Origin of the sequence: Aurantimonas endophytica, from assembly GCF_014196845.1 — a bacterium.
Taxonomy (GTDB): domain Bacteria; phylum Pseudomonadota; class Alphaproteobacteria; order Rhizobiales; family Rhizobiaceae; genus Aurantimonas; species Aurantimonas endophytica.
Window position 1 is genome coordinate 560522 of the sequence record NZ_JACIEM010000002.1, and the last position, 14452, is coordinate 574973.

General features: G+C 68.6%; 12 protein-coding genes and 1 pseudogene. All 13 read right to left on the reverse strand.

Going from position 1 to position 14452, the window contains the following annotated elements:
• Positions 1-297: 297 nt before the first annotated feature.
• Entirely contained in the window at positions 298-1929 is a 1632-nt protein-coding gene (locus GGR03_RS10280; RefSeq protein WP_183207637.1) for a complex I subunit 5 family protein, read from the reverse strand.
• The gene (locus GGR03_RS10285) at positions 1926-3461 is read right to left on the reverse strand and encodes a complex I subunit 5 family protein (RefSeq protein WP_183207639.1); all 1536 of its coding nucleotides are present in this window, start codon (positions 3459-3461) and stop codon (positions 1926-1928) included. The genes GGR03_RS10280 and GGR03_RS10285 overlap by 4 nt, the downstream gene beginning before the upstream one ends.
• On the reverse strand, positions 3458-3805 hold the full coding sequence (locus GGR03_RS10290) for an NADH-quinone oxidoreductase subunit K (protein ID WP_183207641.1): 348 nt from the start codon (positions 3803-3805) through the stop codon (positions 3458-3460). Before GGR03_RS10290 ends, GGR03_RS10285 begins: the two co-directional genes overlap by 4 nt.
• Positions 3802-4734 (reverse strand): hydrogenase subunit MbhD domain-containing protein, encoded by a 933-nt coding sequence (locus tag GGR03_RS10295; protein WP_183207643.1) that lies wholly within the window; start codon positions 4732-4734, stop codon positions 3802-3804. The genes GGR03_RS10290 and GGR03_RS10295 overlap by 4 nt, the downstream gene beginning before the upstream one ends.
• Positions 4731-5024: a cation:proton antiporter gene (locus GGR03_RS10300; RefSeq protein WP_183207645.1), complete on the reverse strand. Its 294-nt coding sequence runs from the start codon at positions 5022-5024 to the stop codon at positions 4731-4733. The genes GGR03_RS10295 and GGR03_RS10300 overlap by 4 nt, the downstream gene beginning before the upstream one ends.
• Positions 5021-5305 carry a monovalent cation/H+ antiporter complex subunit F gene (locus GGR03_RS10305; RefSeq protein ID WP_183207647.1) on the reverse strand — a complete coding sequence of 95 codons (285 nt, stop codon included), beginning with the start codon at positions 5303-5305 and terminating at the stop codon, positions 5021-5023. Before GGR03_RS10305 ends, GGR03_RS10300 begins: the two co-directional genes overlap by 4 nt.
• Before the next feature lie 2 nt (positions 5306-5307).
• Entirely contained in the window at positions 5308-5802 is a 495-nt protein-coding gene (locus tag GGR03_RS10310) for a Na+/H+ antiporter subunit E (protein ID WP_183207649.1), read from the reverse strand.
• A 167-nt stretch (positions 5803-5969) separates the two neighbouring features.
• A pseudogene (locus GGR03_RS24875) lies at positions 5970-6407 on the reverse strand (AI-2E family transporter); the annotation flags it as partial.
• A 215-nt stretch (positions 6408-6622) separates the two neighbouring features.
• A complete protein-coding gene (locus GGR03_RS10320; protein WP_183207651.1) occupies positions 6623-8353 on the reverse strand; it encodes a hypothetical protein in 1731 nt (576 codons plus the stop codon).
• On the reverse strand, positions 8350-8868 hold the full coding sequence (locus GGR03_RS10325) for a DUF1269 domain-containing protein (protein ID WP_183207653.1): 519 nt from the start codon (positions 8866-8868) through the stop codon (positions 8350-8352). Before GGR03_RS10325 ends, GGR03_RS10320 begins: the two co-directional genes overlap by 4 nt.
• An 82-nt stretch (positions 8869-8950) precedes the next feature.
• Positions 8951-10120: an efflux RND transporter periplasmic adaptor subunit gene (locus GGR03_RS10330; protein WP_183207656.1), complete on the reverse strand. Its 1170-nt coding sequence runs from the start codon at positions 10118-10120 to the stop codon at positions 8951-8953.
• A complete protein-coding gene (locus GGR03_RS10335; protein WP_183207657.1) occupies positions 10120-13206 on the reverse strand; it encodes an efflux RND transporter permease subunit in 3087 nt (1028 codons plus the stop codon). Before GGR03_RS10335 ends, GGR03_RS10330 begins: the two co-directional genes overlap by 1 nt.
• Positions 13203-14207: an efflux RND transporter periplasmic adaptor subunit gene (locus tag GGR03_RS10340; RefSeq protein ID WP_252920187.1), complete on the reverse strand. Its 1005-nt coding sequence runs from the start codon at positions 14205-14207 to the stop codon at positions 13203-13205. The genes GGR03_RS10335 and GGR03_RS10340 overlap by 4 nt, the downstream gene beginning before the upstream one ends.
• Positions 14208-14452 lie beyond the last annotated feature (245 nt).

Here is a 14452-nt window from a genome sequence, read left to right on the forward strand (position 1 = left end):
TCAGCAAGTCCGCGACAGGCAAGTGCTCTGGGGAAAGCTGCGAGGTTTCAGCAGGTTAGCATCAATCTCGCCGCGGGCAGCGCAGTCTCTTCGGCGAGTTTTGCGCGTTTCCGCTTGATGGTTGTGGGACTCTCTCCGTCGGCCGAATTCCCGACATGCTCGCGGAATGGCGAGATATCTGCAAATGGCGCCTGGGCCGACGGTCAAGGAGGCGCAGTGATCGCCGAGCCGACGGTCGACCTTTCTGCTTCGATAACTGCGGGACATGCTGATCGAAGGGCAAGGTTGCCTGCCGTATCAGCTGCCGAGCATCAGGGCAGCGGCGAGCAGGACAGCGATAAGCAGAAGCGACGAACCCGCGAAGGACCATCGCCGCAGAACGGCATCGAATTGCAGGATGTCTGACACGAAGCCGCTCAGCGCCGGCCCGCCGGCTTCTGTCAGGACGACGATGTCGCCTTCGGGCACGGCGCCCCGGAGCTTCGGCAGCCGCCCGACGACGAGCATCGCGAGCAATCCCAAACCCATGGGCCAAAGCAGTTTCGAGAGCGCCTTGGCCTGGAACAGGGGTTGGAATGACCCGTCCGTGACGGCTGGGTAGAGCGACCAGGCAAAGACGAACGAGGCGGCAGCAACGACGCCGAAGGGCAGGACCAGCGCCAGAGAGGGCAAACGTTCCGGTTCCCCATGCGCATCGCGGGAGACCGTATTGAGAAAATGCAGCATCAATAGCGTGCTCCCGGCCGCGGCAAGGGCCGTCGCATAACTTAACACGCCATCGCCGAGCATCGGCTTGGTGGCGATCTTGGCGAGCCCGCCGCTGCTCAGCGGCAGGCCGGCAAGGCTCAACGCGAGTACGGCCGTGAGCAGCAGGATGGCCAGCCGCCGTCGCCTGCTAGTTGCGGCCAGAGTGCCGACGGCAAGAAACAGCGCACCCTTCACCAGCATGTGGTGGACTGCATAATAGGCGATGAGCGTCGTCGCCGAGGCGTCGGCGCGGGCGAGCCCGGCGCCGATCAGGGCGGCGACCAACCCCATCTGGCTCACCGTCGAATAAGCGAGGATCGTCTTTGGCCCCGTCTGGGTGACGCCGATGGCGACTCCGTAGAAGGCGGTAAAGAGACCGGCCGCGACTAGCGCCATCCCCCATTCCGGCAGGCCGCTCTCGTAGGGCAGGAATCGGATCAGTCCGATCACGCCGGCCTTGACCACCACGCCGCTCAGCACCGCCGAGGCCGGCATCGGCGCTGCCGGGTGGGCCAGGGGCAGCCAGACATGCAAGGGCACGAGGCCCATCTTCAGGCCGAAGCCGAGGACGAGCAACGCCACGATGGCGTCGCGCATCGGCGATCTCGAAAGGGTCGCGACGACGTCGCGGATCAGCGGGTTCGCTTCGGCATGGCCGGCCGCGAGCATGACGAAGGCAAGCAGCAGGCAGGCTTCGCTGAGCAGCGCGAGAACGACATAGACGAGCCCGGCCCGTTCGGCCTTCGCCGTCTGCTCGTGGACGATGAGCCCGTAGGCCGCCAGGCTGACCAGCGTGTAGACGAGGTAGAAGCTGGCGATGTCGCCGACGACGAAGACGCCGAGACTGCCGGCCAGCGTCAGCAGCCACCAGATCGCAAAGCGCGTCGCAGCCGGTGTCCGGCCCATGTAGGACACGGCGTAGGCACCAGCGGCGCTCCAGAGGAGGGCCGCGCCTCCCAGCAGGAAGGCGCCCGGCCGATCGAGCACCAGGGACATGCGGAACGGCGCCGGAAAGAACACGAACGTGCCGTCGGGAACCATGATGGCCGCCAGCAGTGCCGGCAGCGGCGCGAAGGGGAGCAGCAGCCGCGCGCGCTCGCGGACGCCGCGGACAAGGCAGCCCGCCGATAGACCGAGCGGCACGAGCACCGAAGCGGCGAGGAGCAGGCCGGCGGCCGTCATGGCGCAACCAGCGACATCGGCGCGATCCGACCGAGTTGCAGGAAACCGAGGGGCTGCAGCGGCACGAAGCCCATGAGGACGGCAGCCAGCGCCAGGACCAGAGCCGCCAGTTCGAGCCGGCGCGGAACGGGTCTGACGGCAGCCAGCGGGACGGCGGGCGTTGCCAGCGCGCGGTTCACGACGCGAAAGACGTAGCCGCCGGCGAGCAACCCGCCGGCGAGGATCGTCGCGGCCAGAAACGGGTGGCTGCCGGTGACGGCAGCGGTGAGCAGCAGGCATTTGGCGACGAAGCCACCGCTCGGCGGCAGCCCCATCAGCGACATGCCGGCCAGCCCGAAGGCTGTCGCGCTGATCGGGAGGGCGCGGCCGAAGCCGCCGAGATCGGCGATGCGGTCGTGGCCGAAGGCCTCGGCGATGGCACCGGCGGCGAGGAACATCGCCGCCTTGGCGAGCGCATGGGAGATGAGCTGCAGCGCGCCGCCGGTCCAGGCGATCGTCTCCCACGGCGGTAGTGTCCCGGTGCGGGCGGCGAGGGGAAAGACGATGAACAGATAGCCGATCTGCGCCACGGTCGAGTAGGCGATCATCAGTTTCAGCCGGGCCTGCCGCAGCGCCACGACGCTGCAGAACAGGATCGAGGCGGCGCCGAGAATGGCGAGGAGTTGCCCTGCCTGAGCCGCGAACCCCGGCGGCGCAACGTCCAGAACGAGTCGCAGGATCAGGAAGAATGGCGCCTTGATGACGAGGGCGGAGAGGACGGCACTGGCCGCCGCCGGCGCGCCGGCATGGGCCGGGGGCAGCCAGATGTGCAGCGGGAAGAGGGCAGCCTTGGCGAGGAGGCCGGCGATCATCAGCGCCAGCGCCAGCGAGGCGCCCGGCCCCTGGATATCCATGGCCGACAGCTGGCCGATGTCGAGCGTGCCGAAGCTGCCATAGATGAGGGCGGTGCCGAGCAGATAAAGCAGCGAGCCGAGGAGCGCGAACAACAGATAGCGCAACGCTGCGGCGACTGTTTCGGCGCGTCCGTCGAGGCAGACCAGCGGGACCGCCGCGAAGGTCAGAAGCTCCAGCGCGACGTAGAGGTTGAACAGATCTTCGCCGAGGAAGACCGCGTTCAGCGCGCTCCAGATCGCCATCAGCAGGATCCAGAATGTCGTCGGCGCGCGGCCATGGCGTGTCGCGGGATCGAGCCCGTGCTGGATATGGGCAAAGGAGCCGATGGCCGCGATCACCAGCGCCGTCATCGCCAGCATGGCGGCTGAAAGTCCGTCCGCCCGCAGCGCCAGGCCAAGCGGCGGTTGCCAGTTACCGACGACGAAACCGACCGCTGCTTCGGTTCGAATCAGTTCGGCGACGATCGCGAGGGCCACGGCAATGCCGGCGCCGATTGTGATGATCGCCAGTCGTCCGGTCTGGCGCGGGCCGAACGCCACCATCGCGAGGATGGCGATCACCGGCAGGATGACCGCAAGGACGAGCAGGAAGCCGCCCGGCGTGGTCGCGTCGGCTGGGGCCGCCGCAAGCGCGGTCATGGTTCGCCCGGGGGCAAAGGCTCCGGTGGGGCGTCGATCGTCGCGCGGCCGGTCAGGTCGAAAAGCCGGCGGAGCAGCCCGACGGCGAGCGCCGTGGCGGCGAAGGCGACGACGATGCCGGTGATCACCATCGCCTGCGGCACCGGATCGCCGTCGAACCCGCCGCCGGCACCGCGCCGGGCGACGGCGCCGAAGACCAGGAAGATGCCCGCGCCGATGATGTTGCAGCCGACGATCCGGCGCAGGAGGGCGGGATGGGTGATCACGGTGAACAGGCCGATGCCGACGAGGGCCGCGCCGCAGAGGCCGAACAGCGCTTCCGGGCTGAGCAACGGGGCGGTCATCGGCCGGGCGCCATCTGCGCGGGGCCGGCGACGAGCAGCGCCAGCGTCGCGCCGATCGACAGGGTCAGGACCGCCTCGATGCAGACGATCAACGGCTTGGCGAGACTCTCCGGATAGGCAAGGAAGCTGCCGGCGATGACGAAGCCTGACAGGCCGATGGCCAGGAACAGCGCCGGGCCGCAGATCAGGATGAGGCGCAACGCCTGGTCCCCCGTACGGGGTGCCGGCCGCAGTCCGGCGAGCATGACCAGGAGCCACATCGCCGCAAGGATGGTGCCGGCCTGGAAGGTCCCGCCCGGCGCATCGGCGCCGACCCAGAACATGTAGACCGCGATCAGGACGCCGAAAGGCGGCAGCGCCTGCGCCAGAGTGACGAGCGGCTCGGGGACGGTGGCCGGCCGCAGGCGTGGGGCGCCGCCCCAGCGATCGTCGGGGGCGAGCGACCAGACACCGACCAGCGCAAGGATCAGCACCACCTTCTCCAGCAGGGTGTCGAGGGCGCGAAACGCCAGCAGCACCCCGGTGACCGGATTGCCGAGGCCGGTGCCGGGGAGCGCGGCCGCGGCCGCAGGCGCCAGCGTCGGCGCCGGCACCGGAAAGGACAGGACGACGACGGCGAGGGCCGCCGTCACCATGGTGCAGCCGATGACGGCGATGGCCCTCGATCCGGAGCCGATCGGGCCGCGGCGCGTCTTGCCGAGACGCAGATGGGCTTCGGCGCGAAGCAGCAGCACGCCGGTGACGCCGCCGCCGATCGCGGCCTCCGTCATGGCGACGTCGAGCGAGCCTAGCCGGGTCCAGCCGAGGGCGAGCAGCAGGCCGAAGGCGACGGAGGCGACAATGGCGCCGCGGTCGTCGCGGACAACGGCGATGTGGAGCGCCAGGGCCAGCAGCAGGGCTGCGACGACAAGATCGGGAGCAAGGCTCATGAGCGCGATCGGCGACGGTGGGCCACGCCGGCGATCAGCTGGCTGGCCGTGGCCGCCGAAAGCTGCGCCAGCAGCCAGACGCAGACCAGCTTCAGCGCGACGGTGGCGCTGGCTGCCTGCGGCAACAGGCCGAGGACGACCAGGCCCAGCCCGAGATTGTCGGCCTTGCTGAGCGCATGCAGGCGGCTCAGCGTGTCGGGAAACCGGATGAGGCCGAGCGTACCCGCGAGGAACAGGATCGCCCCGGCCCCTGCGCAGAACAGCGTGAAGAGGTCGGCGAGGCCGCTCATGTGTCCTCCTCCCGGTCGTCGGCCTCGGGAGCGCTCGCCTCGCCGAGTGTGAAGGCCGTGCAGGAGAAAGCGGCGAACAGCATCATCAGCAGCGCAACGTCGGCCATCGAGCCGGCGCCCGAAGCCGCGCCGAACAGCAACACGACAGCTGCTCCGCCGGTGCCCAGCAACTGGACCGCCATCATGCGCTCGATCGCCAGATCGGCCCGCAATACCTGGAAAAGGCCGAGCGCAGTGACGATCAGGATGAACAGGGCGATACCGACGAGCGCGCCCGCCACAGTCAGTCTCCCTCGCGCAGGACGCGCCGGAATGCTGCCTCGTCAGCCCGGATCTCGGCGAGGATCGGCCCGCGCAAATCCAGGCAGTGCACGAGCAGCGTCCCGTCCTGCTCTGCGGCAACCGGCAGCTTGCCGGGCTGAAGGCTCATCACGGCGCAAAAGGCGCGGCGGGCCGCGCCGTCTGGCAGCACCGTGCGCCAGGTGACGAAGCCCGGCACCAGCATGGGGCCTGGCGCGAAGGCCCGCCGGGCGACGTCGACACCGGCAACCATCGACTGGGGCAGGAAGCGGATGGCGAAGCGCAGAAGCCCCATCGGACTGATCGCGCCGGTCGCGGGCCAGAAGAGCTGGCTGGTCCAGGCTGCAGCCCCAGCGGCCATGACGCCGACCGGCAGATCCTTCGGTGTGGCCCCGATCAGCACGACCCATAGCGCCAGGAACCCTGCGCCTCGAGGGAGAAGGGATGCAGGGGAGCGTGGGCCTGTCGCTGTGCTCATGGGCAACCACGCCTGTGAAGATCGAGCCGAGAACTCGAATTGCCTGGCAGAAGGCTACCATCCGACCATTGGAGGGTCGTGGATTGCCTGTCCCATCTCTGTGCCGGGTGTCCCAATCAGAGCCGCAGCCCATGGGAAGGTCGCAAGCGCGCGGACAGCGCCTGCGCCTAGCTCGTGAAGGAGTGCTTCCCCTCGGGCGAGCCGAGCAACTCGGCCAGCCCGAGGCTGGCGGGGTGCTGGGCGCAGAAGGTCAGGAAGGCGATGGTCATCGGCACGCCGATGAAGGCGCCGAAGACACGCCAGAGATAGGCCCATATGAACACCGAAAACAGCACGACGACCGGCGATATCGAGAGCCTGTTGCCGACGACGCGCGGTTCGACATAGCTGCCGACGAGGAACCGGATCAGGTTGAGGCAGGCAAAGACGGCGATCACCGACTACCAGGAGTCGAACTGTGTCATGGCGAACAGCGTCGGGAAGACCGTCGCGACCAGCGGGCCGAGAAAAGGGATGTGGTTCAGCCAGAAGGCGATGAAGCCCCATTCGGCCGCGAGCGGCAGGCCGACCAGCTTGGCAAAGCCCCACACCAGCAGGACGCTGATGGCGAGCGCCAGCAGCTGCGGCAACACGCGCTGCATCGCATGCTGCGACGGCCAGACCAGCGCGATGATGAACAGCGCGAAGGCAAGCGGTGCAACGACCGAGCTTGCGAGGGATAGCGCGGCCCAGCGCCAGGACGGTGGCGATCAGCAGCTGGGCACCCGGCTGGATCCTGCCGGTCGTCATGACCACGTCGTGTGGCCCGCGCGGCGAGACGTCATGACGATTTCACCCAGCCCGAGAAGCCGGCCACCGCCAGGAGGCTGAGCGCCCAGCCAATGAGCGACTGGAAGTAGAAATAGTTCATCGCGAATTCGCCGCCCGGTTTGGCGGGGTTGGGCCGCCAGAACTCCTTCTGGCCCATCTCGAGCACCGGCAGCAGCGTGTCCAGCGAATACATCCAGGCGTTGAACGGCGGATAGCTCGACGCCTCCCAGCGCTGGCGGAAGCAGTCGAGCTGGGTCTGGCCGGTGGCGGCGAGGCCCGTGGCCTCCGGAAAGGCCAGAAGCGCGCGCTCTTCGGCGCCCTCCAGCCCGCAGAGGGTCCATTCCGGCGCCCGCAGCACCACGGCGCTGTTCGGCATGACGGCACCCTGGCGCTCGGCATGGCCGAAGACGGCGACGCCGAGGATCCAGAACATGAGCAGCCAGACGAACGCGAGCAGCGGCTGGCGACCATAGGCGAGCGTCACCCCGAGGATGCCGTCGGCGCCCGCGAGTAGCCATCGCCAAAGCCGGCTATCCGCCCGCGCCCGCCGGGCACGCCGCTGCAGGCGCTCCTTGACGATGAGCACGGCCCGCGCATCCTCGTCATGGCCCATCTCGCCGAAGACTGTCGCCAACTGCTCGTAGGGTTGCGGCCAGAAATCCTCGCCGTAGCGCTCCGGCGTCTGGCGCGCCAGCCAGGCAAGCCGGCTGGCCGCATCGACTGGCCCGTCGATGAACGCGCCATAGCGACAGCGGTTAAGCAGCAGATCGCCTGTCCCGGGCCATGATGCGGCCTCGTCATGGATGGTGCCGATGGAAGCACCCGTCAAAGCGAGCACGCCGTCGATGCGTGCCCCACGCCGCAGGAAGAGGGCGCCCTTGATGGCGCTTCGGCTCAGTTCCAGGGCGGCCTCGCCGGGATGGTCGAACGAAGCGCCCGAACAATCCAGGTCGCCGCCGATCTGCGCCGCCGTGAAGCGCACTTCCCCATCGGTGCGGGCGCCGCGCAGCACGATCCCGCCCCGCACCCAGATCTCGCTGGCCTCGATGGCGGGGCCTTCGGCTCGCGTGATGACCGCGCCGGCGCAGTCGAGATCCGCCGCGAGTTCCGCGCTCGCCAGATTGATGCCGCCGCGCAGGTGACAGCCGCGCATCAGGACGTTGCGTACCTCGAGGCTCGGGGCGAACAGGGCATAGTCGCCGGGCCCGCTGATGCTGGCGCCGTCGCATTCCAGATTGCCGCCTAGGCGGGCCTCGACGAAGTTGACAGCGCCGTTGATCTCGGCGCCGCGCAGATAGACCCCGCCGCGCGCCTCCATCCGCTCGGCCTGGAGACCGGGCATCAGCGAGCCGTCGAGGATCAGGCGGTTGATGATCGCGGACCTGAGGACAGGCGTTGCCTCGAAATGGCAATCGGTCAGGCCGATGTCGCGATAGACCCGGCAGGCTTCGAGATCGAGACCCTCGCTGATCCAGGCGCCGGTGATGCGGACGCCCTTCTCGTGCGGCCTGCAGCCTTCCTCGCCGCCGAGCATCAGGAAGCGCAGGAAACGCGCCCGGACGATGCGCGCCGGATCGGCCGATTCCGGACGCGTCCCATCGCCGAGGCGGTCGAAATTGCCGCTGAGTAGTTGAGCAACGACTTCTTCTTCCGCGGGCAGGAGCGGCCGGAATTCTTCGAGACGCGCCGTTGCGGTCGGCCCCTGGCTACGCTCGGAGCCGGCGCCCCAGTCCATTCTCATGGGGTTGTCGCGGCTGCCGCCTCGTTGCTCGCGTGGGCCGCCAGCGCGTCGCGCAAGGCCGTTTCCTTGGTCTCGTCGAAGGAGGTGCTGATCAGCGTGCCGCCGACACCCTTGAGGTCGGCGAGAACCTTGTCCGTCGTCATCTTGCGGATCAGCAGGAAAAGTCCCGCGGTGTTGGGCTTCAAGGCGCTGGCAGCATCGGTCATGAACTTGTCGTTGATGCCGACGTCGCTGAGCTTGCCGCCGAGGGCGCCGGACGCGGCGCCAATCGCCGTGCCGACCAGCGGCGACAGAAAGATGAAGCCGATCAGCGTTCCCCAGAGCGCGCCGGAGGCCGCGCCCGCCGCGGTCAGGTTCATCAACTGGTTGAGTTTTACGTGGCCCTTCGCGTCCTTGACGACGACGACGGCGTCGCCGAGCTCGATCAGATATTCCCGCTGGAGGCTCAGAACCCGCTGACGAACCTCCTCTGCCTTCTCTTCGCTCGGGAAGCCGATGAAAACCAGATCACTCATGGGTATCTCCGTTGCTGGGCTAGGGTGGGAACCGGGTGGGTACGCCGGCATGGCGTTCGCCGAGCGTGAACATGATCTCCGGCTAGGACGGTGACGGGCGGCGTCCCGGCGGATCGGCGAAGGCCGCATTGGCCCCGGTGGCCGCAGCAGGCGGGAGCGGCCGGACGATCTGCCCGATATGCAAAGCCTGGATGCCGCCGGTGACGATGATCTCGCCCGGCTCCAGCCCCTGCGAGACGACGACTTCACCGGGGTCGAAGCGCAGTACGTCGACACTGCGCAGCGAGACGGCCGAACTTTGCGGATCGACCACCCAGACGGCCGGCGAGATCCCCTGCTGCGTCAGGGCGCTGGCCGGAATCTGGATGATCGAGCGGGAAGTCAGCTCGAGCGTCCCGACGACGGTCGCGCCGAGCCGCATGGCTTCCGGGGGACTTTCCAGGCCGATCTTCACCTCGAAGGTCCGGGTGACCGGGTCCGCCTGTGGTGCAACCTCGCGGACGCGGCCGAAGGCTACGACTGCGGGATCGTCGGCCAGCGCGACACGGATCGGCGTGTCGCCGACCTGCGTCTCCAGCAGATTGGCCGGCACGTTGAAGACCGCGTCGTGGCTCTCGTCGCGGGCGATCTGGACGACGACCTGACCCGGCTGAACCACTTCGCCGGGCTCGACGCTCCGGGCGGTCACGATGCCGGCGACACCTGCGTTGAGTTCCGTGAAGCCGAGCCGGTCCTGCGCCATCTCGACCTGCGCCTCGGCATTCTCCAGCTGCGCCTGAGCAGCCTCCTGTGCCTGCAGCGCCTGGTCGAAAATCGGCCTTGTGGTGAAGCCCTGATCCATCAGCCGCTCCTGGCGGGCAAAGGCGCTGCGCGTCGTGTCGACCTCGCCGCGGGCAGCTGCCAGCGCGGCCTCGGCGGCGGCCAGCGCATTCTGTTCCAGCGTCGGGGAAAGCCGGGCGACGACCTGCCCTGCCTCGACCCGATCGCCGACATTGACCAGCCGCTCGGCCACGCGGCCGCCGATCCGGAAGGCGAGCCCGACCGTCTGTTCGGCCTGGATCTCCCCGCTCAGCTCGATCGTCTCGGCGAGCTGGCCGGCTTCGACGGTCACCACGCTGACGGGCCGCCCCTCTGCCATGACGGGATCTTCGTCCTGGCAGGCAGTGAGCGTGAGGAGCAGTGCCGCAACACCAACCCACCGGACAAGCGCGATGCCGGAGTCGAGGGATTGCGTCGTCCTGACGTATCGCATCACGCCGAAACTCCCTCTGGGCTCGTGGCAGGTACTGCCGCCGGCCTGGGCTCGGACGAGCTGCGGCCGAGCACCGTGACGTAGAGAACCGGCAACAGCACCAGCGTCAGGATCGTCGCGGCGAGCAGTCCGCCCATGATGGCGAACGCCATCGGTCCCCAGAACACGGTCGGCGCGATCGGGATCATGCCGAGCACCGTCGAGACGGCGGTGAGGACGATCGGCCGGAAGCGCGTGCCGGCGGCGTCGAGCGCCGCCTCGACGACGCCCTTGCCCATGGCCCGCTCGGCCTCGATCTGGCCGACCAGGATCACGGCGTTCTTGGTGATGATGCCGATCAGCGCCAGGATGCCGAGAAGCGCGACGAAGCCGAGCGGCTTGCCCGAGACGAGCAGCGCGCCGACGACGCCGATCAGGCCGAGCGGCGCGATGGTGAGGACGATGGCCAGCAGTCTAAAGCTGCGCAGCTCGGCCATCAGGACGGTCAACATGATCAGCAGCATCACCGGCACGACGGCGATAACCGAAGCCTGCGACTTGGCACTCTCCTCGACCGTGCCGCCGGTCGCGATGGCATAGTCCGGCGGCAGCGTCGCATTCAGCGCATCGATCTCCGGCTGCAGCGCCGTGACGACCGTCTCCGGTAGCGTGCCGGAGGTGACGTCGGCGGCGACGGTCAGGGTCGGCACCCGGTCGCGCCGCCAGATCAGCGGCGGGTCGAGCCCGTAGCTGAAGGTGGCGAACTGCGATAGCGGAACGGAGCGGCCGCCGGGCAGGGCGACCTGCATCGTGCGCAGCGTTTCGAGCGATACCCGGTCGGCATCCTGCGCCCGCACCACGACGTCGACGAGATAGATGTCGTCGCGCAGCTGGGTGACCACCGTACCGGAGACGACCGTGTTGAGGATCGACGCCAGCGCCTGCGAGCTGAGGCCGAGGCGGCGCGCCTCGTCCTGGTTGACACGCAGCCGCAGTTCGCGCGCCGGCTCGATCCAATCGAAATTGACCTGCTCGGCGCGCGGGTTCGCGGCAACGATCTGGGCGAGCTTCATCGCGATCGTGCGGACTTCGGCAAGGTCCGGCCCGGAAACGCGATACTGAACCGGCCAGCCAACAGGCGGTCCGAGTTCGAGCGGGTAGACGCGCGCGACGACATTGGGGAACTGGGTGGCCAACAGCGCTTCCAGCTTGACCTTCAACCGCTCGCGCGCGTCGACGTCCGTCGCGACGATCACCGCCTGGCTGAAGAAGTCGTTGGGCAGCTGCGCGTTCAGCGGCAGATAGAAGCGGATGGCGCCGCGGCCGATATAGAGGCTCCATCGCTCGACGTCGGGATCGCCCTCGAGCGCGGCGTCGAAACGGTTGCCGAGCTCCTGGCTGGCGTAGATCGAGGCGTTCTGCGGCAGCGTCAGGTCGACGAGCAGTTCCGGCCGGTCGGAGGCCGGGAAGAACTGCCGCGGTACAAGAGGCAGCGCCATGATGGAGGCGACGAACAGCGCCAGCGTCACCGCGATCGTCAGCCAGCGTGCCCTGATGGCGCCGGATAGCAGGCTGCGGAAGCCGCGCTCGACGCGTCCGGGTCCGGCATTGGCCGCGGCTGTCTTGGGGGCCTTCAGCATCGCGACGCCGAGCACCGGCGCGAAGATCAGGGCCACGAACCACGAGACGACCAGCGCGATGCTGACCACGGCAAAGAGCGTGAACGTGTATTCGCCCGCGCTGCTGGCGGCGAAACCGATCGGAACGAAGCCGGCGATGGTCACCAGGGTTCCGGCCAGCATCGCCCTCGCGTAGTTCTTGTAGGCGAAGGTCGCAGCGACGGTCTTTTCGTCGCCGGCGGCAAGGCGCGTCACCATCGCGTCGGTGGTGGTCATCGCATCGTCGACGAGGAGGGCGAGCGCGATGATCAGGGCGCCCAGCGAGATACGCTGCATGTCGATGCTGCCGACCAGCATGCCGGCGAAGACGATGGCGAGCGTCAGCGGGATCGACAGGGCGACGACGAGTCCGGGGCGCACGCCGAGGCTGATGAAGCTGACGACGAGAATGATCGCCACCGCCTGCCAGAGCGATGTCATGAAGTCTGCGATGGCATCATCCACCGTCACCGCCTGGTCGGCGACGAGCTGGGGCTCGATGCCGAGCGGCAGGTCGGCGGTGATCTCCGCCATGGCCGCGGTGATGTTCTCGCCGAGCGCCAGTATGTCGCCGCCTTCGCGCATTGCGATGCCGAGGCCGATCGCATCCTGGCCGTTGACGCGGAACATCGGCTGCGGCGGGTCGGCCATGGCGCGGCGGACCGTGGCGATGTCGGCGAGACGGACCACACGGTCGCCGACGGGGAAATTGACCTCGAGCAGGTCGGCTTCAGACTGGAACGCGCCGGAGATTCGCAGCGAGAGCTTCTCGGCGGATGTCTGGATGATCCCGGCCGGGCGCACGACGTTCTGGCTCTGCAGGGCCGAGAGCAGCGCGCCGCGGTCGATGCCGAGATTGGCCAGCTCCCGGACCGAGAATTCGACGAAGATCCGCTCATCCTGCGCCCCGATGATCTCGATCTTCGAGACGTCGGGGACGAGCAGCAGGCGCGAGCGTGCCGCCTCGACATGGTCGCGCAGCTCGCGGCTGGTGAAGCCGTCGGCGGTAAAGCCGTAGATGATGCCGAACGTGTCGCCGAACCGATCGTTGAAGAACGGGCCGAGCGTTCCCGCCGGCAACGTGTGGCGCATGTCGGCGACGAGGTTGCGGACCCGGTACCAGGTGTCCTGCACGTCGCGTGCCGGAATCGACTCCTGCAGATTGACGAAGATCGTGGTCAGTCCCGGCGTCGTATAGCTGCGGACGGTGTCGAGGCCGGGCGTCTCCTCGAGCTGGCGTTCGAGCCGCTCGGTGACCTGGGTGAGCGTGTCTTCCATGGTCGCGCCCGGCCAGGCCGCGGAGACCACCATCGACTTGATGACGAAGGACGGGTCCTCGTTGCGACCCAGTCGGAGAAAGGCGAAGACGCCGGCCAGGACGGCGATGAGCATCAGGTAGAAAACGACCGAGCGGTTCTTGAGCGCCCACTCCGAGAGGTTGAAACTCATTGCGGCTCCATCCCCGCGAGCCGCACGACCTGGCCTTCACTCAGAAGGCTCGCACCCGCGACGACCACGATGTCGCCAAGCGCCAGGCCCTCCTGGATACGGGCCTCGGCGGGATCGGCGCCGAGCAGTGTCAGCTTGCGCATCGATACGGTGAGGGTTTCGGGATCGACGACCCAGACGCCGGTGTCCGGCCCGCGCCGGGTCACGGCGGACGACGGGACGACGACGCCGGCGGTCTCGCTGCCGCGGATCGTGCCCGAGACCGCCGTGCCGAGGCGGAAGGACGGCGGTGGATCGGACAGGCCGACCCGGACCTGGAACGTCCGCGTCACCGGGTCTGCCTGCGGCGCGACCTCGCGCACCCGGCCCGTGGCGATCACCGTCGCATTGGTGGACAGCGCCACATAGACGCGGGCGTCGGCCGGCAGCGTGCGCATCGCGTCGGCGGGCACCTCGAAGACCGCGTCGCGCCCGTCGCGCCGCGCCAGCTGCACGACCATCTGCCCGGCCGCGACGACCTCGCCCGGCTCGGCGCCGATCCGGGTGACGACCCCCGGCGCATCGGCGTGCAGTGTCGTGAAGCCAACGACATCCTCCGCCGACCGGACACGCGCGGCGGCCGCGTCGACCTGCGCCTGGGCCTCGGTGCGACCTTGCTCCGCGGCTTCGAGATCGGCCCGTGTGCTGACATTGCGCCCGAACAGGTTGGTCTGGCGCTGAAGCCGGTTGTCGGCCGTCCGCAAGGCGCCTTCGGCGGTAACGAGCGCGGCCTGCGCCGAGCGCAGCGCGTTGAGCTCGTTCTCGGGATCGAGCGTCGCGACGATGTCGCCCTCGCGCACCGACGCGCCGACGCCGACCCTGCGTTCCGCCAGCCGCCCGGCGATGCGGAAGGACAGCGACGCCTGATCCTGCGCCTCGATATGGCCTGTGAAGGCGATGTCGGCGGCAGCTCGCGGCGGTTCGACCGTGATGGTCCGCACGATGCGGACGGGTGCGGGCACCTCGACCTCGTCGCGGTCGCAGCCCGCCGCGAGGAAGAATGCGGTGAGCAGCGCGAAAACACTTGATCGCGAGAACCTAGCCGCACCCGATAAGCGAGCCCCCGCCGGCCGGGGGAGTGTTGGCTTTATCGGTCGTGCCGGCCCTTTGCTGCCGCGTGTCCCGCGGCTGCGAAATGGTCTCTCTCGCAAGCCTGGCGGGTTCATCATGCTTTCCTCAGGCAACCGTCAGGCGCGCGCCGTGTAGC